Here is a 22,095-nt window from a genome sequence, read left to right on the forward strand (position 1 = left end):
GAACCCGGCGAAGCTCATCATCTGGGTATTCTCCGCGCATGCGGAGGTAGTTCCGACAATCCAGATGACATTCTGCGTGTACGAGCGTATTCTCCGCGCATGCGGAGGTAGTTCCAACACCACTAGAAGCCCCCTCTACCTTCTTGAGTATTCTCCGCGCATGCGGAGGTAGTTCCAGGAGTACACCTACGACTACGTGCCCGATACAGTATTCTCCGCGCATGCCGAGGTAGTTCCATAATGTCATTGGCCGACCGGCTACCCACCGGGTATTCTCCGCGCATGCGGAGGTAGTTCCGGCCATCACACATGCGGATGGGCATGTATCCAGTATTCTCCGCGCATGCGGAGGTAGTTCCAATCTAGCGGCGGTGTGCAGTGAAGCCGCTAAGTATTCTCCGCGCATGCGGAGGTAGTTCCCTGCCAAGATAAATCCAGTATGGATTTTTCGTGTATTCTCCGCGCATGCGGAGGTAGTTCCTTTTCCATGGAAACATCGCCCACGAAAACCCAGTATTCTCCGCGCATGCGGAGGTAGTTCCGATGTCGGTGAATTGGCGGACTGTGCAGCCTGCGTATTCTCCGCGCATGCGGAGGTAGTTCCCACAGGAAAACGCAGAGGGGCCGGACAATGCAGTATTCTCCGCGCATGCGGAGGTAGTTCCGGGATTAGCAGTCTGCCACCCATCAGCGTTGAGTATTCTCCGCGCATGCGGAGGTAGTTCCATGGCAAGGCGCGCTCATGAAAGAAGCGAGGGGTATTCTCCGCGCATGCGGAGGTAGTTCCGGCACATACACACTGGATTTGACGCTGCCGAAGTATTCTCCGCGCATGCGGAGGTAGTTTAGCGGTGTGGTTCGCGAGGGCGCTGTGGAATGCTCAACGAATTGACCGCGCCGGGATCTGGGTACCTATGTTTATGGACTTGTTGGAACTCTAGCTGGGCAAATGCTGATGAGTAGCATTGTAAGCTCTAAGAAGGCGGATTCTCGAACGTTGTGAATCAATACGACGTATTCATAGTGGACAAGGCAAATCGCGCTGCTAGAAGTTGGTACAGTGAAGTTAATGAATTTCTAAGGAATAATGTGAGAAGTGATGCACGCTAATGATTTAATTCAACGGGTAGCGGATGAAGCGCGACCACCTGCAGTGTTGGGTCGGTATCCGGGGCTGGAGATTTTTCTCGAGGTCCTTCTTGATGATCTTGTTACTTCCAATGCGTGGTTGTCTCTTGGGCTTAAGAAGCCGTTCTTGGCATTGTGGATCAATGAACTGGAATTTGATGATCCTGGTCTTGACGACCCAATCGAAGAGCTTAATTACAATAATGTTTATGCGTTTGCAGCTATGGATCCGGTGGTCGACTTAGAAAGTCTTCGCAATCGGAAGGGTTCATAGACTGAGTGCTCGATTATTTAATCCCAGTTTTCTATTTGGTGAAACTGGGGTTTTCTTATACCCCCAAAAGGAAGACAGGTGTTTAGAGTAGCGCCATCTTTCATTGAAGCATTTGTAGGCGCATCAATCGGGGATAGTGCAGGTGGTGGTTTCTGATAAAAACGATACACAGCAAGTCCCAATGCTTTCAGATTTAAGTTTCAGGGGCTTCACTGATTTGGCGCGTGAGTATGATCGTCGTAAAGCTAGTGAGGCCGAAAGCACTATTTGCGGCTCATTGTTCAGAATAGGAAAGCCCCTGATTGGTGAGCTTGTGTCAGTGCCTATTCGCACACCGCTTCGTTTCGTAAAATACAACAATGAACTCTTCAATCTCCCACGTTATCCGCAATTACTATCGCCAGGCGCCTGTGACGAGTGCGCTTTTTATCGTCATGGCGGCGCTGGCGCTAATAACGTCTGCGCAGTCGGGTTCGGTGGAAAACAATCTGGATTACTCCTCAGTAGGGCAGGAACTGGTGTTGTATGGGCCGGATCTTAGTGCGGCAGGGGTGGTGGGGTCGATGTTTGTCCATGTTGGTATTGGGCATTTCGTTGTTAATAGTTTCTTTCTTCTGCTGCTTGGCCGCGAAATTGAGCCGGTGGTGGGGTCGTGGCTGTATGGCGCGGTGTTTGTAACAGCAGGTGTTGGGGCCGCAGCCGCCGTATATGTCATGGATTTCTACGCCCCAACGGCGGGCGCTTCGGGCGCGTTATATGGGTTGATGTCGTTGTTGGTGGCTCTTGCTTTTCGACGCCGGGCTGATCTGCGGGCACCGATTGTGTTTATCGGAATCAACGTGTTGTTTAGTCTTATTTCACCGGGTGTGAGTTTATGGGGGCATCTTGGTGGGCTCGTTTCCGGTGCGCTGATGACCCCGGTGGTTCTGAGCAATGTGAAGATCGCACAATGGGCGTCGATTGTGGTCGCACTTGTGATAGCTGTGGGGATTTTGGTTAGTTAACAACCTGTGGAGTTTTGTCCACAGGCGTGGTTATCCACAGGAGTTATCCACATTGTGGAAAATTACAAGAATGTTGTTCGCTAGGTGGTGATCTAATTGTTTTTAGAAAATGCCAGTTCAAACCATGTGAATATAATCAATTGTGAACAAGTGATCTAATGTAGAAAAGTGGAAATAGTTTTTCACAGCCTGTGAAAAAGTGGAATTATTCAATTCCTCCACAGTTTCTTCCACAGCCTGTGGATAACTTTCGGGGATGGTTGTGGATTGATGTGGAGGAAAACCCTGGGGGAGTTGTAACGGTGACGGTTGTGGAATTCCACACCTCTTTCCGACGTCTTGGGGGCAGGTTATAAAGGTGGCGGCATGGATAAAAAGCTGTCACAGCTGTACACATGTTGGGTCGATTGAGTCTTCACCCTAAAATCGGCTACAAAATCCGAGGTTGTGCACGTTTTTCGTACGATCGTCGCAGGAGCAGTTTTCACTAGGATGGAGCTTGAAAGGAGTGACACGTCATGCGAAAGCTCCGCTGGATAGATCCACTGGTTGTTGTGGTGATCGGAATCGTCGGATTCTGTGTGCTTAGTGCCCTGGTTATCTTCGACCGGCGCCCGGGTGGGTTGGGTGAACTTGCACTCTGGTTATCGGTATTCTTTTTTGCTGGTTTGATCTTCGTCTTTATCCTTTCGTTGATTCGCTCAGCCTTTAACGCCAAGCCGCTTTTCATATATCTTCCAGGTGGTGCGATCCTTGTTGCTTTTCTGTTGGGGTATTCCGTCATGCTAGATGGGACTGGTTTGCACCCAGAACCTGTTCGTTTTACTGCCATTGTCACCGCTGTCATTGCGGTGCTAACTGCGATTGTGACGGAGGTGATGGCACGACTGCAGCAACACAAATAGCCCCAATCGATGACGATGAGATCCGAGAGGAGGAAGACAAATGAAAATCTCACGTCCATTTTTCGCAACGTTGATTGCCGCTGGTTTAGCCGTTTCTCTTGCCACCCCGGCGCGCGCAGCGGCACCTTTTGTTCAATGGGCAACAACACCTGGTGTGGAAAAGTGCCGGGTGAAGGTCTGGGAGGTGCGCACCCCTGATTATGGTGCATATCGAAACCATGCCACCTTTGTGTACAACGAGTTCAAGAAAGCTACAAAGCTCACCGACGATCACATGTATCGCTGGCATATGGGCATTGACCCATCAGCGGTACAGAAGACGCTTGCCCTGGAATCGCATGACCCAACCAAGTTGTCATTCGCAGAGGAAGCCCTGCGTTCGGTGTACCTACCTGCCGTCCACGATCAGGTTTATCGTTCGCCGGAATTCCGTTACTTAGTCGGCGAGGATGACTATTGGAATAAGGATATTCCAGGAAAGCGCATGACCTTGCAACGTGAGCGGGTACGGGTGACCGCTGAACGTGAATCGCTGACTGGCACGACTCTTGAAGGAATGGCCAGGGTGCGTGAAGAAACCACGCTTGCCGATCTAGCTGAAGCGGACCGCATTTATGCCGACTGCCAGCGAATGCCAGGCATTCCAACAATTGAGCAGATTGTCGCAGGTATCGTTGCGTTTATTAAACGCTACTTACCATTCCTAGCCACACTGCTTAGGCTCTAATGCCCGAAGTGAAATGGCCGCGAACAAAACCCCGGGCGGTTACAGCGTCGAAAAGCAAAACAACCCCGCATCTGGTTACGTCGCAACCAGGCGCGGGGTATTAGAAAAGCGGTGGCTCGTTAGCGCCAACCCATGGTCATGAGCAGGCCGACGATGAAGAGGCCGAAGCCGATGGCGTAATTCCAAGGGCCAAGTTCCGACATGAATGGGATGTGCAGACCAGCTAAGTAGTTAACTATAAGCCAAGCCAGGCCAGCCAACATCAGGCCAAACATGATGACTTTGTACCACAGTGGGGTGCCGGTGGAATTGATTTTCACCGGGGTGCGGTTAGCAGAGGAACCGGCGGAAATGGGTAGTGAGTTATGAGAGATTTTAGCCTTTGGCATGAGTTCACCTTTTAATTGTTTTAAGTAGTATACGAGTCAATGTTATTGCCCAAGCGAGGAGATGTCGAACTCCCATAGCTGAACTGACACGGTACCGTCCTTGCGTACTGGGGAACCAGCCGCAGGTGTTTGATTGGCAATCCGCCCACCATTGATGAGCGAACCAGTGCCAATAGGAGCACCTTCAGAGATCTGGGAACGAGTGCCTTTCCAGCCAGCCCGATGCAATTCGGTGAGCGCATCGTCGATTACCATATTGGTGATGTTTGGCATCTGAATCATGGAACCGTTGGATACCTGCACCTGAACTTCGGTCTTTGCTGGAACCTGGGTTCCTTCACCAGCTACGGATACGACGGTGCCTTCGGGTTGGACGCTGTCGATGTATTCGACCTTCGGGTTGAACCCTAGGGAGGTGAGGTTACCTTCCGCCTGGGACCACTGCATGCCGGTGACTACTGGGATTCGTTCGGTGGCTTCACCGGTGGATACGGTGATTGTCACCTTGGAGCCCTTGGAGGCTTGCAAACCAGGAGGTGGATTCTGGCCGATGATCTTTCCTTCTTCGACAGAATCGGAGGCTTCTTCCTTGACCAGCGAATCCAGAACCAGGCCCGCGCGCTTCAAAGCCACGGCCGCCTCAGCGGTGGTTTTGCCGCTTAAGTCAGGAACCTCGATGAATTCCTTGCCGGTAGAGACCATCAGGGTAATCAACGTGCCGGATTGCACCGATGAACCTTTGGTGGGGTTCGTGCGGATCACGTTGTCTTTTTCCACCGTTGGGCTGGCTTCTTCGGAGATTTCGACCTTGAGGCCGAGCTCTTCCAATTGCGTCACGGCATCGTCACGATGCTCATTGGTCAGATCTGGGACAGTAACCAATTCTTTGCTGATACCCAGCAATCCGCGCAGGTCGTTGGTGAAGTATTCGTAGGTGAATGCGCCAACGATACTCAAAGCAGCCACGGCCGCAACGCCAACAAGCACCTTGAATCCGGTGCGTTTAGGTTGCGGCTCCGGCTCGTCGTATTCCACTGGTTCCTGCGCTACCGCCTGTACCGGCTGATTATTGCTGGACGCTGCCGTCGGCTGGAATTGCGTGGTCGGCATATGCTGCGCCGTTGCTGGGGGCTCTTGGGCGCTGATCGCTGGCACGACGGTGGTGTCGGCCTCCGAGGGTGCGGGGTCGTGAATGCTTGGCTCGACATACTGCCGGGCGGCCATCGTCACCGCGTTGCGCTCTAGGCGTTGCAGGTCAGCAGCCATTTCCATTGCGGTTTGGTACCGGTCGCCGGGGTGTTTTGCCATTGCGGTCAGCACTACGGCGTCGACATTCAATGCGGCGGTTGGGGTGAGATCCGGAATGAACTCCGATGGCGGGGTGGCGTCCTCTTGGACGTGCTGGTACGCCACCGCAAACGGGGTGTCGCCGTCGAAAGGCGGCCGCCCGGTGATGATGTCGTACATCACGCAGCCGAGGGCGTAGATGTCAGAACGGCCGTCGACAGGCTTGCCGCGGGCCTGCTCCGGGGACAGGTACTGGGCGGTGCCGATAACAGCCGAGGTTTGGGTCATCGCCGAGGTGGCGTCGTTAAGCGCTCGGGCGATGCCGAAGTCCATGATTTTGACCACGCCGGTGTTGGTAATCATGACGTTGGCGGGTTTGATATCCCGGTGGATAATGCCAGCATCGTGGCTGGCCTGCAACGCTTCACACACGGGGATCAGCGTCGTCGCCGCCTCATCCGGGGTTAGCGGGCCGTTGTCGCGCACAATGTCGCGCAGGTTACGGCCGTTGACTAACTCCATGACGATATACGGGGTGCTGAGCCCATCCCTCAGCGTTTCGCCGGTGTCGTAGACGGCGACGATCGCCGGGTGGTTCAACCTGCCCGCATTTTTGGCTTCTTTGCGGAATCGTTCGCGGAAAGTTGCGTCGAGAGCTAGGTCGGAGCGCAGCATTTTAACTGCGACCTCGCGCCCCAACAACGTGTCGTTAGCGGCATAAACTTCCGACATTCCGCCGGTGCCAACTACCGAACCGAGTTGGTAGCGATTGGCGATAAGCTCACTCACTGGCCTGCTCCTGGGTTGGTTAGTTCGTTCAAGGTGTTAGTTCCGGCGTCCGGCTGCGACTCGGGCAGTGTTACCGTCGGCGGATTAGATGGAATTGTAGTCGGTGGCTCCGGCAAAACCATCGTTGGCAATTGCTCGGTCGTTTCAACTGGGGGTTCCTCGCTCGGGGTGACAGTCGTTGACTCTTGCGGCGGCTCCGACGGCGTGGTTTCCGGCTGCGGTCTCGGCGCTGGTGCCGGGGCGCGCGTAGTCTTCTCCGTCGTGGGTTCCTCCGTCACCGTCACCGTTTCCAACGTTGGGGTTTCCCGGCTGGAAGATTCCGACATCCCGTCGCCGAAGAAACCGGTGCTAAACAGGTACACACCGGCACCGACCAGCGCCAAGAGGATCACGGACAACCCGAGCCCCAGCGCGAAACTGGAACCACTCTTCTCCGGTTCGCGCCGGGCGGCGGGAATTGCCTGCGATACGGGCGGTTTCGCCACGCTTTGCGACGGGCCCAAGGTGGTCACTGGCATATTGGATGTCACGGCTGTTGCGGATGCAGCCGGGGCCGCAGCTATGGCTGGTGTGGCCTGTGGACGAGGTGGTCGCTTACCCAACCTGGCGGCTGAGATGGCTTTTTCCAATTCGCCGCCGTTGGCATAGCGGTGCTCAGGCTCCTTCCGCAGCGCAATGCCAATTAGTTCCCGGGTGGGTGCGGTGATGGACGTCGGCAGCGGCGGCGGTGCTTGATTGATGTGCGCGATCGCAACCGACACGGACGAATCGCCCGTAAACGGCCGCCGACCGGCCAACATTTCATAGCCGACAACTGCGAGTGAATACACGTCGGTGGCCGGGGTGACATCTTTGCCCTGAGCCTGTTCGGGCGAGACGTATTGGGCGGTGCCGACCACCATACCGGTGCGGGTTAGTGGCACCGAAGCGGCGGCCTTTGCAATACCGAAATCGGTGATCTTAACCCGGCCGTTCTGGGTGATGAGCAGATTGCCCGGTTTGATGTCGCGGTGCACCAAACCCATGCCGTGAATGCTGGCTAAGCCGTGGGCGGCCTGTTCTAAGAAATCCAAGGCGGATTCCTCCGGGATGGTGCCCTTACGCTCAATCATGTCCGCGAGTGATTCGCCCCGGATAAATTCCATGACGATAAAGCAGAACGTGCGGCCAGTATCGTCGACAGATTCCCGGTAATCGTAGGTCTGCACGATGTTTTCCGAGACGATGTTTTCACTGGCTAACGCTTCGTTGCGGAACCGGGAGAGGAATTCTTCATTGTCGGAGAATTCTGGTTTTAAAACCTTGATGGCGACTTCCCGCTCGTTGCGCACGTCGTCAGCAAGCCACACGGTAGACATGCCGCCGTTGCCCACCACCCAATTCAGAACGTAGTCGGGACCAATAAGCTGCTGTAACAACTGTTGATCGCTCATTACTGTCCTCCTTGGGCATTCGCCGATTGAATCGCTGCGATAACCGCGCGGCCGATGGGGGCTGCGACGGAACCACCAGTGGCGGCTTGACCTAAGTCGCCACCGTTTTTCACAACCACTGCAACGGCAATATCTTCACCTGGTGCGAAAGCAATGTACCACGCATGAGGGTTGGAATTTCGGGAATCTTCACCATGCTCTGCGGTACCGGTCTTTGAAGCAATGTTTTGGCCCGCATGACCTGCGGTATGTTGCTCCGACGCCCGCATTAATTCCGTCAAGGTACCCGCAATTTCGGGGCTAATGGAGTTATCCAATTCCTGCGGTTCGGTTTCCTCCAAGACCGATAAATCATTGGCAACGACCCGAGAAACCAGATGCGGCTCCATCCGCACACCACCATTGGCGACGGTGGCGGCAACCACAGCATTCTGCAACACGCTTATAGCCACGTCACGTTGCCCGATCGCGGTCTGCCCCAAAGCCGGGTCATCTGGAATATCGCCGATCCGTCCTTTCGACATCGGAATCCCAAGATCATAAGTCTCAGTCACACCGAAACCTGATGCGGCATCCCGCAGCGCCTCAGCACCAGTATCAATCGCCATTTCCACGAAAGCGGTATTGCAGGAATATTGGAAAGCAGTTAACAAGGTTACCTGTTGGGAACCGGCACAGATCTGCCCACCGTAGTTTTCCAACGTGGCGGTTGTGCCTGGCAGCGTGATCTGTGGCACGCCAGTAACCGTCGAATCCGGCGAATAACCGTTATTCAACGCGGCGGCGGTAGTAATCACCTTGAAGGTGGAACCAGGCGGAAGGGTTTCCTGGGTTGCGTGATTCAGCAGCGGTTTGCCTGGGTTGGCATTCAAATCCGCCCACGCGGATTCAGCGGTAGTGCTATCGGCAATCAGCGCCGGGTTATAGGAAGGACTGGACGCCATAGCCAGAATCTCGCCAGTCGAGGGTTTAATGGCCACAACCGCGCCCTCGTAATTGGCGTTGGTCAATTGCGAATAGGCCGTCTCTTGGGCGGAAGGCAGCAGCGTCAATTCCACATTGCCCACCACTTTGTCCTGCGAAACCAGGCGTTTCCACCACAATTTAGCCGAATTAGCCGTACCGGACAGCACGTCGTTATAGCTGGCCTCGATACCGGTGGCACCGTAAATATCCGACAGATACCCTTCGATAGCGCCGAAGGATTCCGGCGAATTAGGGTAGCGGCGGTAATAGAAACCATCCTCACCTTCAAAAGATTCGGCGAGCACGATTCCGCCCGCCGAAATCTGGCCACGCGGCTGCGACTTGGTTTCGATGATCGCCCGGCGATTCAGCGGGTTCTTGGCGTATTCATCCTCTTTGAACCCTTGAACGATGGTGAGGTTCACCAGCAAAATGATGACCATCGCCAGGATAAAAATCATGGTATTGCGGATCGACTTATTCATGACCGAGCCTCCTGTGCAATAGAGCCAGCACGAGAAGAATCCGAAATGCGCAAGATTATTCCCAACAAGATGTAGTTAGCCATCAACGAGGAACCACCCTGGGACATAAACGGCGTGGTCAAACCCGTCATCGGCATCAACGCGGTAATACCTGCGGTGACTACGAAAATCTGAATGCCCAAGGTTAGCGACAGTCCCGAAGCCACCAGTTTGCCGTAAGAATCCTTGGTCAACATGGCGGTGTGCATGCCGCGAGTAATGAAAACACAGAACAACATGAGCACCGCAGCCAAACCAATGAAACCCAATTCCTCGCCGATGGCTGCCAGAATGAAGTCTGACTCGGCAACCGGAACCAGGTACGGGTGGCCCTGACCCAGGCCAGAACCGGTGACACCACCGGTGGACATGCCGAACAATGCCTGGGAGAGCTGGTAGCCAGTGACCTCGTAATTGCCAATGGGGTCAAGGAAGTTGCTGAACCGGGACTGGATTTTATCCGAAATCTGGTAGACAGCCGTGCCACCCAGGGCAACCAGAACCGCACCGATTAACAGCCACGAAACCCGACCCGTGGCCAGATATAGCATGCCGAGAACCGTGCTGAACAGCAGCAACGCGGGGCCGAAGTCATTCTCGCCCGCCATAATCAAAATGGCGACCGCCCACACGCCGAGAATGGGACCTAAGTCCCGCAGCCGGGGGAATTCCAAGCCTAAGAACCGGTAGCCCGCGACGTTAAACAGGGCTCGTTTATTGATGAGCAGCTGTGCGAAAAACAGCAACAGCAAAATCTTGGAAAACTCGCCAGGCTGCAAGGTCAGCGGGCCGATGGAAATCCAGATGCGGGCATCAGCGACGATCGCCGGATCCGTCGGCCACACCAACGGCAGCGCCAGGAGAATCAACCCAGCCAAGCCCATGATGTAGGAATACCTGGTGAGATTTCGGTGGTCACGCAGGAAACCCAACACCAAAAGCATCAAGATGATGCCCAGCAGCGTCCAAATGACCTGCCGGGACGCCATCGCGGTTTCCTTGGCATTATCCAGCCGATACACCATGGCGAGACCGATCCCGTTGACCAGCGCGGCCACCGGCAGCATGATCTGGTCCGCTTTCGGTGCCAGGAAACACAGCGCAATATGGGCAATGGTAAAGACCCCGATGAAACCACCGATGACCTTCAATAACTCCATATTGACCGCCAGCCCCAATGCCACATTGAGGTTAAGCAACGTCACCGCAATAATCACCGTCGCCGCAATGAGCAGGGTGAATTCGGTGCGCCGGGCGGTTATCGTCTGCCACACACTCACTTATTTCACCTCCCGGCACGTCACACCAGGAGTATTCAGGTTACCGTCAGTGGCGGTGGTCGTAGGTTCGTTGCTTTGCGACGGGTGAGGGGCGTCCTTAGGCGCCTGGGCTTCGCTTTCCCGCGTCACGCACACCGGCAGCGCCTCGCCAGCAAGCCGTTGCATCTGCTGCAATACCTCGCCGTAACTGCCGCCTGGCAGTGTAGCCACGGAAGCGCGCACAGACTCCTTCAAATCCACCAGCTTAAACCGGTTGCAGTTTTCCTTCTCACCATAGGAAATCATGGTGAGATTACCGTTAGCGGTAAGGCACGCCTCCTGATACGGGGTGTTCCACAACCCGCCTAAAAGGTCAGAATTAATGCCCTGGTGAATCACCAGAATCTGACTATCCGGGGTGGTGGTGATGAAATACCGTTCCTTAATCACATTATTGGCGAAAAAAAGCCCGCCACCCAGCGCAATCAGGACGATCAGAAAAAAGATGCCACGCTTTAAACCCTTACGCCTTTTCTTAGGCTTTTCGACGACTGCAGGTGGCGTCGAATCCGCATCATTGCTCAACTTCGGGGTTATCGCCTGGGATTCCCGCGCCGCCGAAATCGCAATAGCGGCTCGACCCGCCGCCGTATCCGGACGCGGATCTTCCTGGGTTTCACCATTAATAGCACCCGCAGTCACCGGGACGGTCGGCAATTTCGACGACTCATATTCATCATCGACAACATCAGCAACCAAAACGGTGACGTTATCCGGGCCGCCGGAGCGCAGCGCCAATTCAATCAGCCGGTTCACACAATCCTCAGGAGTTGCTTCCTCCGTAAGAATGGTTTGGATGGTGCTAAACGTCACCGGGTCCGACAACCCATCCGAGCACAGCATCAGCCGATCACCAGGCTGGGCATCCAACATATTCAGCGTCGGCTCCACCGCACGACCGGTATAAGCCTTCAAAATCATTGACCGCTGCGGGTGGGTTGAAACATCCTCCGGGTCCAATTCACCCCGATCAACCAGCGACTGAACGTAGGTGTCATCGGAAGTGATCTGCTCCAGCTCGCCGTCCCGCAACCGGTAACCACGGGAATCACCCACATGGCACAAACCAAATTCCGTGCCATTGAACATCAAGGAGGTCAGGGTGGTACCCATGCCGTCAGTCTCGGGTTTCTCCCGGATGCGGCGGGCAATGGCGTGATTGGCGTCGTCAGCAACAGAAGCCAACAACGCCAACATGTCATTATCACCAGGATCAGCATCAAGTTCCTTGATGTGGCTGATCATAATTTGGGACGCAACTTCACCAGCCGCATGCCCACCCATGCCGTCGGCAAGCGCGAGCAAATGAGCACCCGCATACGCGGAATCTTCATTATTTTTCCGCACCAAGCCACGGTCGGAGCCAATGGAATAATTTAATTTCATTAGCCAACCAACCTCACAATGGTACGGCCGACTTTGATGTCACTGCCGCCGGACACCCGCTCCGGCGAATCAATGCGTTGACCCTGCACAAAAGTGCCATTTCGGGAGTCTAAATCTTCAACAAACCACTCAGATCCACGTTTCATCAGCCGCGCATGCCGCCCGGAGGCGAAATCATCCGCCACCACAAAATCACAATCCGGCGCCCGGCCAATGGTGATTTCTGTAAGCGCACCCAAATCCATCCGGGAACCAGTCATCGGCCCATCAACGATGGTCATTTGCTTCGGCGCGCCACCAATCGCCGCCGGTGGCGGAACTGCGGAACCGCCCGCACTTGCCGCCGCCGCAGTGGACAAGGAAACATCCTTACGCATCGCGTTTAAAGCTATGAAAATGAAAAACCATAACAAAACGAGCAGGCCAATGCGCAGTCCAAGCAGAATTGCTGAATCCATTACAGCTTAAACTCCTTTAATTGACGATGCGTACTTCAATATGGGAATGACCGACAGTAATCACGTCGCCGTCGGCAAGCAACCAATTGTCAATCGGGGTGTCATTAACAGTCGTGCCGTTCGTCGACTGCAAATCCACCAAAATCGCGTCCTGGCCGTTCCAAATAATCTCCGCATGTTGCCTAGACACACCCGTATCCGGCAACCGGAAATCCACATCGTTACCACGGCCGATAATATTGGACCCCTCGTTGACGTAATACGTGCGGGAGGAACCATCCTGAAGCAACAAACTCACCGCTGTAGTCGCACGCGGCGGGCTCGGCGGTGGGGCCTGTGCTGTCATGTGTTCCGTAATCGGATTGTCGTAGCTCACATCAGGCTCGCTTTCACCTTCAAGGGATGGGGATTCACTGGTATTATAATCTTCCAACTGCTCATCAGCGGCACTCGGCTGCGATTGTGCAGTATCGATACTTATAAAACCACTTTTTTGGGTACACGTGTCAGCAATTAAACTTTCCGCCCGTAATTGCCCCGTCCGCAACGACTCATCACACTCAATCGTCACCACAACAAACCCCGGGGTTGTCCAGTTCTTATTACGAATAAACCGGGACAATTGATCCGCGAAATCACTGCCCAAGTGGGGGTGTTCTGCGGAAAGTTTCTCGAAGTCCTTGGTGCTTACCCGCACCGAAAAAACATTAGGGGCCTCGGTGGTGCCTTCATAAGTACGGACAAGATTATCCTCAGCTTCCTGTTTGAGTAGTTCCTCAATCTCCGCCGGGACGACATGACCACCGAAAACACGGGCAAAGCTATTGTCCAATCCACGTTGCATGGCGCTATCAAGCTTTGCGATCTTGCTCATGAAAGACATTCGTGCTTTGCCTCCTTAATACGTAACTCTTAAGTAAATATTGACTAGTGATTCTCCCAGTATAGGGACAATGACCGACATGACCTACATTCACGCACCATAAAGCAACACCAACGAGGCGAAAATTACTTAAGCTGAACTGGCAATTTGACGCAAAACCACAAGACTATGCTATGTTAATCAAGTCGCAACGCATTCGCGTTCCACCTGCCCAGGTGGCGGAATTGGCAGACGCGCTGGCTTCAGGTGCCAGTGTCCGCAAGGATGTGGGGGTTCAAGTCCCCCCCTGGGCACAAGAGAACAGTTCGAGAAACTGTATAACCGGAGTCACCGTACTTGAGAAATTACGGTGACTCCGGTTTTTCTATCTAGATCTATCCATGACACGAATGGCGACTAGCCGTACCGAAGTGTTGTGTATAAACAAAAATTATCGAATGAGCTCCGGCTTCCGATCCTCACTCATATCAGAAAACGCGAACCAAAATCTCAACAATGCTGCCTGTTCCGCTATTAGCGGAACAGGCAGCTGTCGGGGATTGATTTATTTATTTTGGACATATGAATCAGTCAGTAGGGAAAAGAGCATTGGTAACGGGTGGCTCGCGAGGTATTGGTCGTGCCATAGTTGAACGATTAGTTTCGGACGGATATTCCGTGGTTTTCACCTGGCATAAAAATCAGCGTGCAGCAGATTCTGTAGTCAATGCCGGGAAGAATCGTGTAAAAGCAGTGCAAGCTGATCTAAGTGTAGAGGAAGAAGCACTTGCTACTGCGCAGAAAATGAAAGCATACGGCCCATTTAACGTACTCGTCTGCAATGCGACTAACGACACCTCTGTAAGTTCAATCGAAAACATGTCATTAGAGTCGTGGGCACAATCATTAACCATTTTTGCTACAGCGCCGTTTTTGCTCATAAAACATCTTGCTCCAGAAATGCCTAGAGGAAGCGCAATCATCAATATTTCGTCGTTGAATACGCTGTTGCCACAAGCTGGAATTGCTGGTTACTGCGCTGGCAAGTCAGCACTTGAGTCATTAACGCAGGTCGCAGCTAAAGAATTAGCACCTCGTGATATTACGGTTAATGCCGTGCGGCCTGGTGTTACAGATACCGAAGGCCAGCGTGCAGTTAATCCTGATCCGGCTGCTCGTGAGCAGATTGCACAAATGATACCTATGGGCAGATTAGGTCAGCCGGAGGAAATAGCAGAAGTGGTTTCGTTCTTTGCTGGACCCCAATCACGATGGGTTACCGGACAAATTCTCACTGCTTCTGGTGGTATGTAAACATCAACTCGCGAGGCAAAGCTCTGTATTTGGCGGATTTGTTGCGCGCGTGAGAAGATCATCAAGGTTCATGCCTAAAGAGCGATAAACGCTGCGCAACACTTCTGAGGAAGCTTCTTTCTCTCCACGTTCAATATCCGAAAGATGAGAAGGAGACAAGTTTGCGGACTCCGCGAGCTGTTTCAAAGATTTACCCTGAATACGGCGTTCTTGACGTAAAACATCACCAATGCGGGTGCGGAGGAGATCGAAGTCTTGAGGTTCTGAATTAACAATGACATAGAGGTGCATATAGAGAATTTTAAAAGTGTCAGGCATTCGAAGCTAGTGTGGGCTTTCTGTATCAAAAACCCTGCGTCGAGAATTTCTCAAGTTTTTAGCTTCTGCTTCATATCGCCGTACCCCGTTACCCCAAAACCCTAACAACCCCATCCCCACGCCGAGCAACGCACACCCATACCCCTGCGGCGCAGCCAAGAATGAGGCTTAGGCAAATGGTGGTTGGTTGGAGTCCGAATGTTTGTATGCCCCAGCCTGCGGCTAGCGCAAAGATCACTTTGGCTGATCCGGCGACGGAGTTGCGGATTAATGCGAATTGTCCGATTTGATTATCTTTGGGTGCTTGGTTGGTAAGAACCTGCATGCACACGATGTGGCTGGTGAGTGTGAGGGACAGGATGAATACCAGCGCGGTGGTGGCGTAGATCGAATCGGTGAAGGTTAGTGCTAGGAAGAGGATGCCGCTGAATGCGAGCGCGGCGTTTAATGCGAAGCGGCTAGTTTTTGTGGTGGTGGATAGGAGTACCCCGCCGATGATCCCACCGATCATTGACGAGACGGATAGTGCTGAATATGCGGTGGCCGCACCGGGTGCCACGGCGACTGCAAGCGGCACGAGAATCGTCGATAAGGCGACCATCGCGCCGCTGCTGGGGATGGAGAACAGCAGGATTGTGCGCAGGAGCCGTGAGCGAAAAACCGAGGTCGGTGGGGTAGTCGCACTGGTTGTTTCCGGTGATGTGGCGGTTGGGTGAATCGGCTGTGGAGGGTGGTTTCTGATTAGTGTGACGATGCCGAAACTTAGCCCATAGAGGGCGGCGGCCAGCGCGAATGCAAAGGTTGCGGAGATCAGGTCCAGTGCCAGGCCAGCAAGCCCAGCGCCGATTGCGCCGCCGATCATCGTGGCGGTGGTTGCGCGGCTCATGATGAGTGCGCCGCGCTCGGGTGGAAATTGTTGGCGAATCGTGCGGCCAATATACGCTTTATTAAACATTTTGACCAGGCTTAATACCGCGAAGAATGCGAAAAATATCGCAAGTAAAACCTTGGGATTTGTCAGCAGATAATTCACCACGGCGAGAATTGTGGCGGCGGTGAAAATCGCAAGCGTCGTAAGTGATAGCAACCTGGTCGCATTGCCGGAGTCGGCGCGATTGCGCAATAATATGCCGCCGATAACGCCGGGAAGATAGACCATTGCGTTGAGGGCACCAACGATGAATGCTGATTGGGTTAAATCGTAGGCCACCCACGAAACGGCGATTGATTGTAGGAATTCGGCAAGCGCTGAAAGAAGGAAGAATATAGGTATGAGATGTGGTGATCGTGCCAATCGCATCGCCCTTTCTTGAGTCTGCTACCCACCAACCTACCGCAGCTGTGTTGTTGTGCTCTTTTTGCTTTTCGACGCCCCAACAAAAACGCAAAACCAATACACTTGAGGTAGTTTTCGTTGTCGATCGTGATTGGGGTTGTGCATTATGCGAAAAGTAGTTTCTCTTATTGCCGCAGCGGTGGTGTCCATTGGGGCGTTGGCGCCGGTGGCACAGGCTGATGATATTTTCAACGGCGGTCGTTCCAGCGGTGGCTCCACCCAGCTGATCCCACCTGGGGCGACGGAGCCGGAATTGTCAGAGATTGACGGTTCTGTGGATCTGAAAAAGTATGTGGGCAAGTGGTATCAGGTTGCGGCGGTTCCGCAGCCGTATACCCTTCAGTGTGCGAATAACACCACTGCCGAGTACGGGTTGGTCAACGATACGACCATTTCAGTGCGTAATTCGTGCGGTACTCCGTTAGGCCAGCAGTCCTTTATTGATGGCTCCGCGACCGTGCGGTCAAAGGCGTCGCTACGGGTGAATTTCCCAGGCGTGCCGTTCCAGAAGGAAGATGGCCCGACGAATTACCGGGTGACGTATTTGGCGGATGATTACTCGCTGGCGATTGTTGGTTCGCCGAATCGGTCGGCTGGTTTCGTCTTGTCCCGCACGCCGCAGTTGTCTCAAGAGCAGTGGAAGATGGTGCGTTCCACCGTCGAATCGCGTGGCTGGTGGTCGTGTGCATTCTGGACTGTTCCAATGGCTGGCGGTCGTGGTGATGCCGTGCCGGTGTGCAGCCTGTAGGTAAAAATGCGTTAACGGTGCCGTGGATTGTGGTTTCTGCGGCACCGTTTTTCTTGTGGCTAACCCCGCCGATACAGTGGTGGTTGTGTGTGCAAAGACTATTCAGGGCATTGGGGTAGATGCCTGTGGCAGGTGCGTGCATTATCACAGCGATGTGGACGTGGTTGGCAATAAATGCGCTGAGTGTGGCATGTTTTGGGCATGTTTTACCTGCCATGAATTAATGGCGGATCATCCGTTTGGCCGGATGCCGCTTGATCAGCCAGCGGTGCTGTGCGGGGTATGCGGCTTAGTCATGGATTACGGGCAGTATAGTGCGGTGTCGCAGTGTCCGCGCTGTCAGCACGCCTTCAATCCTGGGTGTTCTATGCATCGTCACTTATATTTCCTGGTTGAGGAGAATCATTAGGGTAATTGGCCGAAGGAGCGTGCCAGGCGCAAGGCTAAGACGGTGCGGTCGCGTGCCGAGAGTTTCCGCAGCAGCGCGGAGACGTGGTTTTTCACCGTTCCTTCCGCCAAGCAAAGGGCCGCTGCGATTTCGGCGTTGTTTTTGCCCTCAGCGACCAGGTGGGCGACGGCGCGTTCGGCGCGGGTGAGGGTGGTAATCTGCCGGGTTTTCTCCGGCGGGGTTGCTGGGGTGTGGGCGAAGCGGGCGATGCGGGGGTCGAGCACCATGCCGCCGGATACGGCGGCGTCGAGCGCGGCGGCGAGTTGTTCGGGGGAGACGTCCTTGAGCAGGTAGCCGCATGCCCCGGCGTCGATAAGCGAACGCACCAGCGATGCGTCGTCAAACGTGGTTAGTACCAGCACCGGCAGCCCGGGGTGTGTTGTGGCGCATTGCTTTACGACGGCCAATCCGTCGACGTTCGGCATGACAGCATCGGTAACAACCACATCCGGTGAGTGGGCATCCACCAGGTCGGAGACGGTGCTGCCGTCGGTGGTGGTGGCCACGACATCGTAACCGGGCATGGTTTCAAAAATCAGGGACAGTCCCCGAAGCAGCATGGGGTGGTCGTCGATAAGTATGAGACGGGTCATGGTGTCTCCTTGGGTACCCGAAGTGATAAAACGAAGCCGTTATCGCCGGTCACGTCGACGGTGCCGTTGAGCTCTAGGGCGCGTTCGGTTAGCGAACGGATGCCGAAACCGGGGACAATATCGGCGCAGCCCACCCCGTCGTCGCTGATGGAAAAGTCGATCACACTGTCGTCACATTGCAGATCAATGTGAACATGGAGAGCGTGGGCGTGCCGGGAAATATTCGTCAACGCCTCTTGGGTGGCCGCCAGAAGCAACGCCTCCACCTCGGCCGGAAGCGTGTTAACGGAATCAGAAACGGTGACAGTGACTTCCAAACCAGTGTTGGAAAACGCCGTTCCCACGGTGGTCAACGCCTCGACGAAGTTTTCCGATTCCAACTGCACTGGGTGAAGGGCGCGCACAACTACCCGCATATCATCAAGCGCTTCGGTCACGGTAGTTCGGGCGAACTGTAATTCTTCCCTCGCGCGTTTCGGGTCGGTCGCCATCATGCGATCGGCAAAGTCCAAACTCAAATTAACCGTGGTTAGCCGGTGCCCCAACCCGTCGTGCAACGCGGCAGCAATGCGGCCTCGCTCCCGCGACAACGTTAAATCCCTGGAAGTTCGCAGTAATTCCCGCAGCTGGGCGTTGCTTTCTTGCAGCTTAGCCAGTGTGTGTTTGCGGTCGACGTAATAAAAGGCGGATTTTTTAGCCAGCATCGCCAATTGCAGACCCACCCCGAGGATGACCATGGTAGTTACTACCTCCACAAGAAGTTGAAGCAGTGTGGTTCCTACATATAGGTGTGCGGCTATGCCACCGCACAAGAAAAGCCCGGAGTAATACACGCCCGCCCGAAACGACACACTGACCACAATGACGAAAACCGACAGGCACACCACAATCAACGTGTAGATAAACGCGCCCATGATCGAGATGACGATGCTTAACCCCACGAAAACTAAAGCCGGTAACCGCACATCACCGCCTGTTTTTACCCGGCGTACCCACCACAACCACGTGATGGTGAACAGTGTCATCGCACATAGCTGTGCCCACACTATCGGCCCCGCTACGTAAGTGAGAGTGGTGAGATAGATGATGATGCACAGCGCAAACAGGTAGTTGAGAAACGGCAACCCCACGGCAGCGATGTCATGCGGTGGCACCGATTGGGTATCAATATCCGTATCGTGTGCGCTGAGCAAGCTAATCATGTACATCAATTTTAATAACTATCACCCATGACTTGGGTCATGATTTTGTAGAACCAAAGTCATGACTACTAGCACTATCGGCGCAGTTAAACGGCAATTAGCGTGGTATACATGAACACTTCATCTTCGCCACGCATTCCTATCAATTCCTGGGGGCTGACCGTGCGGGCGGTCGTTGCCTTTGTCATCCTCTTGGCGGCAAACTTTATTCGGACACCATTTCATGTCCTGTTTGACGTGCAGGGTGAGGCACAAACGCCAACAGAATACGTTATTAAATCAGCGATATTTTGCATCACTCCAGTGGTGGTTGTTTTTCTAGTCTGGCTCTGGTTGAAGTACATCGAACGGCAATCGTGGGCGATGACCACATTTCATTTTCGGCTAAAACCCGCCCTCAGCGGGGCATTCGGCGGGCTTATCGTGGTGGCCATTCCCGTCGTTATAGCGTGGCTGATTCTCAGTCTGATAGAAACGCCCGCCGAGATTTCGCAACTACAAGAAGCGACGGAGAACCCAGTAACGACGACAATGATGATTGCCCAAGTGGTTTTCATCTTCGTTCGGGCGGTTATCCTGCAAGGGTTTCCGGAAGAATTGCTATACCGGGGCTGGCTATTCGGTCTCACCGTGAAGAACCGCCCGATATTCACCCTCATCTGGACCACGCTTGCCTTTACCGTCATTCACCTGGTGTCGTCCGGCGGCCAGCAAAGTTGGACCGAGCGCCTGTTATATCTGGTCATGCCGCTGGGAATGGGGCTGATAGCCGGTGCGGTACGGTTGTGGAAAGATTCCGGCTGGTGGTCGATGGGAACACACGGTGGCTTCCATATGCTCAACCCCCTAATAATGTTCATCAACCCAGTTGGGGCAGGCGTTTCCGGGTGGTTGGCGATCGGGCTTGCCCAAGCAATCATGGCCGGAATAATCATCTGGTTCTGGCACAGAAAACGCATGGTTGTTTAGGGTTTCATCGGCTTATAGGCTTGCCGACGCGCACACGATAAAGAAAAACACGGGCATCGGGGAATACTGCATTAGGCTAGTAACTCATTTTTAATAATGTGTTACAAATCCGAAGTCGAATGCGAAATAGTTTTTGCCAAGGTAACGAAGATGCAGAAAGATAAACCCCTATGACCCAACTACTAACCCGCCGCGAGGACACCCGGGTGGCGGCAGCCACCATCATCGGAACCGCCATCGAGTGGTACGACTTCTTCCTCTACGCTGCTGCAGCTGGCCTGGTGTTTAACAAAACATTCTTCGCCACCGGCGACGGGGCTGTCGCAACCATCCTGTCCTTCCTCACCGTGGGGCTGTCCTTCTTATTCCGCCCACTCGGTGCGTTCCTCGCGGGGCATTTCGGCGACCGCATCGGGCGTCGAAAAGTTCTCATGATCACCCTGGTCGGCATGGGGCTTGCCACCACCTTGATCGGTTTACTGCCCACCTACGCAACGATCGGCATCGCCGCGCCACTCATCCTGATCGCGCTGCGCATCGTGCAGGGAATCTCCGCCGGCGGCGAATGGGGCGGTGCGGTACTCATGGCGGTCGAACACGCCCCGGCTGGACGACGCGGACTATTCGGCGCATTCCCGCAGATCGGCGTGCCCATCGGCCTGCTTATGTCCTCAGGCATGATGGCGCTGATGACCACGATCGCGCCGGGCGACGCATTTTTGGAATGGGGTTGGCGCGTGCCATTCCTGCTCAGCTTCGTGCTTATCTTCATCGGCCACTACATCCGGCACGGGGTGGCGGAATCCCCGGTCTTCGCCGAAATCGCGCAGCGTAAGGAAGTAACCAAGAACCCACTTGGGAAAATGCTGCGCAACAACTTCGTGGTGGTTTTCCTCGCCGCACTGGTCTTCGCGGGTAACGGCGCCTCCGGCTACATGACCACCGGCGGTTTCATCCAAAACTTTGCGACGAACCCTGACGGCCCTATCGGCCTGGAACGCGGACCGGTTCTTCTCGCGGTCACCGGCTCCGCGGCAACCTGGCTGCTGTTTACCTTGCTTGCCGGAATCGTATCCGACCGCATCGGCCGCCGCGCCACCTATATCGTCGGCTATATCGCACAAATTACTGGCATTTGGTTGCTCTTCCCGCTGGTTTCCACCGGCGACATCTGGTTGCTTTTCACCGCCTTGGCTACCCTCACCGTCGGTTTGGGCTTCACCTACGGCCAGCAATCCGCGTTCTACACCGAACTGTTCCCCGCGTCGGTTCGGTTCTCCGGCGTCTCCGTCACCTACGCACTCGGCGCGATTCTTGGTGGCGCATTCTCCCCAATGATTGCCGCGTACCTGATTAAACAGACCGGCTCCACCGACGCTGTCACTTACTACCTCACAGCTATGGCGCTGCTCGGCATGGTGGCGGTCTTGTGCTTCAAAAATCGCGACAACATTCCATTGGGCCCGGACCATGAAGCGGAGCAACGCCAAAGCCCACTGCGTTTCGCAGCGTCCCCGGAGCCTTCTGTGGAAAAACAAGCCCCAGTAACAGAAGTCACAGTCCGATAAGGGCCTGTCACTGACCGTCACCATGAGGTGGGGAGATTACTCCGCAAAGGTCTTTTCCCAGCTAAAACCTCTTGTGTGGGAACAAAGATTGCTTCTATACTTTGGGCAGGCGCTTACACCATTTGGTGTAAACCAACCCAGCCGCAAC

At 54.4% G+C, this 22,095-nt stretch carries 21 protein-coding genes, 1 tRNA gene and 1 CRISPR repeat array; of the genes, 10 read left to right on the plus strand and 12 right to left on the minus strand.

Annotated features, from left to right (window positions below):
* Positions 1-25: 25 nt before the first annotated feature.
* Positions 26-848: a CRISPR direct-repeat array (repeat unit 27 nt; unit sequence GTATTCTCCGCGCATGCGGAGGTAGTT).
* Positions 849-1,099: 251 nt separating this feature from the next.
* The 4 genes from Q4D85_RS13160 (at position 1,100) to Q4D85_RS13175 (ending at position 4,038) form a co-directional block, all read left to right on the plus strand.
* On the plus strand, positions 1,100-1,402 hold the full coding sequence (locus Q4D85_RS13160; RefSeq protein WP_303201131.1) for a hypothetical protein: 303 nt from the start codon (positions 1,100-1,102) through the stop codon (positions 1,400-1,402).
* A 359-nt stretch (positions 1,403-1,761) separates the two neighbouring features.
* Positions 1,762-2,406 carry a rhomboid family intramembrane serine protease gene (locus Q4D85_RS13165; RefSeq protein WP_303201076.1) on the plus strand — a complete coding sequence of 215 codons (645 nt, stop codon included), beginning with the start codon at positions 1,762-1,764 and terminating at the stop codon, positions 2,404-2,406.
* Between the two features lie 518 nt (positions 2,407-2,924).
* A complete protein-coding gene (locus tag Q4D85_RS13170; RefSeq protein WP_303201079.1) occupies positions 2,925-3,311 on the plus strand; it encodes a hypothetical protein in 387 nt (128 codons plus the stop codon).
* Positions 3,312-3,351: 40 nt separating this feature from the next.
* Positions 3,352-4,038: a hypothetical protein gene (locus Q4D85_RS13175; RefSeq protein ID WP_303201081.1), complete on the plus strand. Its 687-nt coding sequence runs from the start codon at positions 3,352-3,354 to the stop codon at positions 4,036-4,038.
* A 119-nt stretch (positions 4,039-4,157) separates the two neighbouring features.
* On the opposite strand, the gene crgA is transcribed toward Q4D85_RS13175, so the two are convergent.
* The 8 genes from crgA to Q4D85_RS13215 are packed head-to-tail and all read right to left on the minus strand — an operon-like array spanning position 4,158 to position 13,472.
* Entirely contained in the window at positions 4,158-4,427 is a 270-nt protein-coding gene (crgA, locus tag Q4D85_RS13180) for a cell division protein CrgA (RefSeq protein WP_303201083.1), read from the minus strand.
* A 42-nt stretch (positions 4,428-4,469) separates the two neighbouring features.
* Positions 4,470-6,503 (minus strand): Stk1 family PASTA domain-containing Ser/Thr kinase, encoded by a 2,034-nt coding sequence (gene pknB / locus Q4D85_RS13185; RefSeq protein WP_303201085.1) that lies wholly within the window; start codon positions 6,501-6,503, stop codon positions 4,470-4,472.
* On the minus strand, positions 6,500-7,936 hold the full coding sequence (locus tag Q4D85_RS13190) for a serine/threonine-protein kinase (RefSeq protein WP_303201087.1): 1,437 nt from the start codon (positions 7,934-7,936) through the stop codon (positions 6,500-6,502). Before Q4D85_RS13190 ends, pknB begins: the two co-directional genes overlap by 4 nt.
* Positions 7,936-9,387: a penicillin-binding transpeptidase domain-containing protein gene (locus Q4D85_RS13195; protein WP_303201088.1), complete on the minus strand. Its 1,452-nt coding sequence runs from the start codon at positions 9,385-9,387 to the stop codon at positions 7,936-7,938. Before Q4D85_RS13195 ends, Q4D85_RS13190 begins: the two co-directional genes overlap by 1 nt.
* Positions 9,384-10,706: an FtsW/RodA/SpoVE family cell cycle protein gene (locus Q4D85_RS13200; RefSeq protein ID WP_303201090.1), complete on the minus strand. Its 1,323-nt coding sequence runs from the start codon at positions 10,704-10,706 to the stop codon at positions 9,384-9,386. The genes Q4D85_RS13195 and Q4D85_RS13200 overlap by 4 nt, the downstream gene beginning before the upstream one ends.
* The gene (locus Q4D85_RS13205) at positions 10,707-12,131 is read right to left on the minus strand and encodes a PP2C family serine/threonine-protein phosphatase (protein WP_303201093.1); all 1,425 of its coding nucleotides are present in this window, start codon (positions 12,129-12,131) and stop codon (positions 10,707-10,709) included.
* On the minus strand, positions 12,131-12,589 hold the full coding sequence (locus Q4D85_RS13210) for an FHA domain-containing protein (RefSeq protein ID WP_303201094.1): 459 nt from the start codon (positions 12,587-12,589) through the stop codon (positions 12,131-12,133). The genes Q4D85_RS13205 and Q4D85_RS13210 overlap by 1 nt, the downstream gene beginning before the upstream one ends.
* A 16-nt stretch (positions 12,590-12,605) precedes the next feature.
* Positions 12,606-13,472 (minus strand): DUF3662 and FHA domain-containing protein, encoded by an 867-nt coding sequence (locus Q4D85_RS13215; protein WP_303201095.1) that lies wholly within the window; start codon positions 13,470-13,472, stop codon positions 12,606-12,608.
* 209 nt (positions 13,473-13,681) lie between these two features.
* Here Q4D85_RS13215 and Q4D85_RS13220 point away from each other — a divergent pair.
* Together Q4D85_RS13220 and Q4D85_RS13225 are read left to right on the plus strand one after the other, a co-directional pair.
* Positions 13,682-13,765: transfer RNA gene (locus tag Q4D85_RS13220), tRNA-Leu, on the plus strand.
* Positions 13,766-14,033: 268 nt separating this feature from the next.
* A complete protein-coding gene (locus tag Q4D85_RS13225; RefSeq protein WP_303201097.1) occupies positions 14,034-14,765 on the plus strand; it encodes an SDR family NAD(P)-dependent oxidoreductase in 732 nt (243 codons plus the stop codon).
* 3 nt (positions 14,766-14,768) lie between these two features.
* Here the strand turns inward: Q4D85_RS13225 and Q4D85_RS13230 are convergent, their stop codons facing one another.
* Positions 14,769-15,083: a helix-turn-helix domain-containing protein gene (locus Q4D85_RS13230; RefSeq protein WP_303201098.1), complete on the minus strand. Its 315-nt coding sequence runs from the start codon at positions 15,081-15,083 to the stop codon at positions 14,769-14,771.
* Positions 15,084-15,171: 88 nt separating this feature from the next.
* Positions 15,172-16,383 (minus strand): MFS transporter, encoded by a 1,212-nt coding sequence (locus Q4D85_RS13235; protein WP_303201099.1) that lies wholly within the window; start codon positions 16,381-16,383, stop codon positions 15,172-15,174.
* Positions 16,384-16,525: 142 nt separating this feature from the next.
* Here Q4D85_RS13235 and Q4D85_RS13240 point away from each other — a divergent pair, with 142 nt between their 5' ends.
* Complete coding sequence (locus Q4D85_RS13240; RefSeq protein WP_303201100.1) at positions 16,526-17,167, plus strand: lipocalin family protein; 642 nt, start codon at positions 16,526-16,528, stop codon at positions 17,165-17,167.
* 136 nt (positions 17,168-17,303) lie between these two features.
* Positions 17,304-17,576, plus strand: a complete 273-nt coding sequence (locus tag Q4D85_RS13245; protein WP_368502301.1) for a CHY zinc finger protein — start codon at positions 17,304-17,306, stop codon at positions 17,574-17,576.
* Here Q4D85_RS13245 and Q4D85_RS13250 read toward each other — a convergent pair.
* Positions 17,573-18,208, minus strand: coding sequence for a response regulator transcription factor (locus Q4D85_RS13250; protein WP_303201102.1), 636 nt, complete (start codon positions 18,206-18,208; stop codon positions 17,573-17,575). The two genes, Q4D85_RS13245 and Q4D85_RS13250, sit on opposite strands and share 4 nt — an antisense overlap.
* A complete protein-coding gene (locus Q4D85_RS13255) occupies positions 18,205-19,410 on the minus strand; it encodes a sensor histidine kinase (protein WP_303201103.1) in 1,206 nt (401 codons plus the stop codon). Before Q4D85_RS13255 ends, Q4D85_RS13250 begins: the two co-directional genes overlap by 4 nt.
* A gap of 111 nt (positions 19,411-19,521) precedes the next feature.
* On the opposite strand from Q4D85_RS13255, the gene Q4D85_RS13260 reads away from it, so the two are divergent.
* Positions 19,522-20,379 (plus strand): CPBP family intramembrane glutamic endopeptidase, encoded by an 858-nt coding sequence (locus Q4D85_RS13260; protein WP_303201105.1) that lies wholly within the window; start codon positions 19,522-19,524, stop codon positions 20,377-20,379.
* Between the two features lie 170 nt (positions 20,380-20,549).
* Positions 20,550-21,947, plus strand: a complete 1,398-nt coding sequence (locus Q4D85_RS13265; protein WP_303201106.1) for an MFS transporter — start codon at positions 20,550-20,552, stop codon at positions 21,945-21,947.
* Positions 21,948-22,095: the final 148 nt, after the last annotated feature.

It is taken from the genome of Corynebacterium sp. (genome assembly GCF_030532965.1).
Classification (GTDB): Bacteria; Actinomycetota; Actinomycetes; order Mycobacteriales; family Mycobacteriaceae; genus Corynebacterium.

Coding starts and splice junctions, on each gene's coding strand:
- Q4D85_RS13230 (WP_303201098.1), bottom strand. CDS start 15,083: ATGCCTGACACTTTTAAAATTCTCTATATGCACCTCTATGTCATTGTT.
- Q4D85_RS13205 (WP_303201093.1), bottom strand. CDS start 12,131: ATGAAATTAAATTATTCCATTGGCTCCGACCGTGGCTTGGTGCGGAAA.
- Q4D85_RS13225 (WP_303201097.1), top strand. CDS start 14,034: ATGAATCAGTCAGTAGGGAAAAGAGCATTGGTAACGGGTGGCTCGCGA.
- Q4D85_RS13215 (WP_303201095.1), bottom strand. CDS start 13,472: ATGTCTTTCATGAGCAAGATCGCAAAGCTTGATAGCGCCATGCAACGT.
- Q4D85_RS13170 (WP_303201079.1), top strand. CDS start 2,925: ATGCGAAAGCTCCGCTGGATAGATCCACTGGTTGTTGTGGTGATCGGA.
- Q4D85_RS13240 (WP_303201100.1), top strand. CDS start 16,526: ATGCGAAAAGTAGTTTCTCTTATTGCCGCAGCGGTGGTGTCCATTGGG.
- Q4D85_RS13255 (WP_303201103.1), bottom strand. CDS start 19,410: ATGATTAGCTTGCTCAGCGCACACGATACGGATATTGATACCCAATCG.
- Q4D85_RS13160 (WP_303201131.1), top strand. CDS start 1,100: ATGCACGCTAATGATTTAATTCAACGGGTAGCGGATGAAGCGCGACCA.
- Q4D85_RS13195 (WP_303201088.1), bottom strand. CDS start 9,387: ATGAATAAGTCGATCCGCAATACCATGATTTTTATCCTGGCGATGGTC.
- Q4D85_RS13235 (WP_303201099.1), bottom strand. CDS start 16,383: ATGCGATTGGCACGATCACCACATCTCATACCTATATTCTTCCTTCTT.
- Q4D85_RS13165 (WP_303201076.1), top strand. CDS start 1,762: ATGAACTCTTCAATCTCCCACGTTATCCGCAATTACTATCGCCAGGCG.
- Q4D85_RS13265 (WP_303201106.1), top strand. CDS start 20,550: ATGACCCAACTACTAACCCGCCGCGAGGACACCCGGGTGGCGGCAGCC.
- Q4D85_RS13250 (WP_303201102.1), bottom strand. CDS start 18,208: ATGACCCGTCTCATACTTATCGACGACCACCCCATGCTGCTTCGGGGA.
- crgA (WP_303201083.1), bottom strand. CDS start 4,427: ATGCCAAAGGCTAAAATCTCTCATAACTCACTACCCATTTCCGCCGGT.
- Q4D85_RS13175 (WP_303201081.1), top strand. CDS start 3,352: ATGAAAATCTCACGTCCATTTTTCGCAACGTTGATTGCCGCTGGTTTA.
- Q4D85_RS13190 (WP_303201087.1), bottom strand. CDS start 7,936: ATGAGCGATCAACAGTTGTTACAGCAGCTTATTGGTCCCGACTACGTT.
- Q4D85_RS13210 (WP_303201094.1), bottom strand. CDS start 12,589: ATGGATTCAGCAATTCTGCTTGGACTGCGCATTGGCCTGCTCGTTTTG.
- Q4D85_RS13260 (WP_303201105.1), top strand. CDS start 19,522: ATGAACACTTCATCTTCGCCACGCATTCCTATCAATTCCTGGGGGCTG.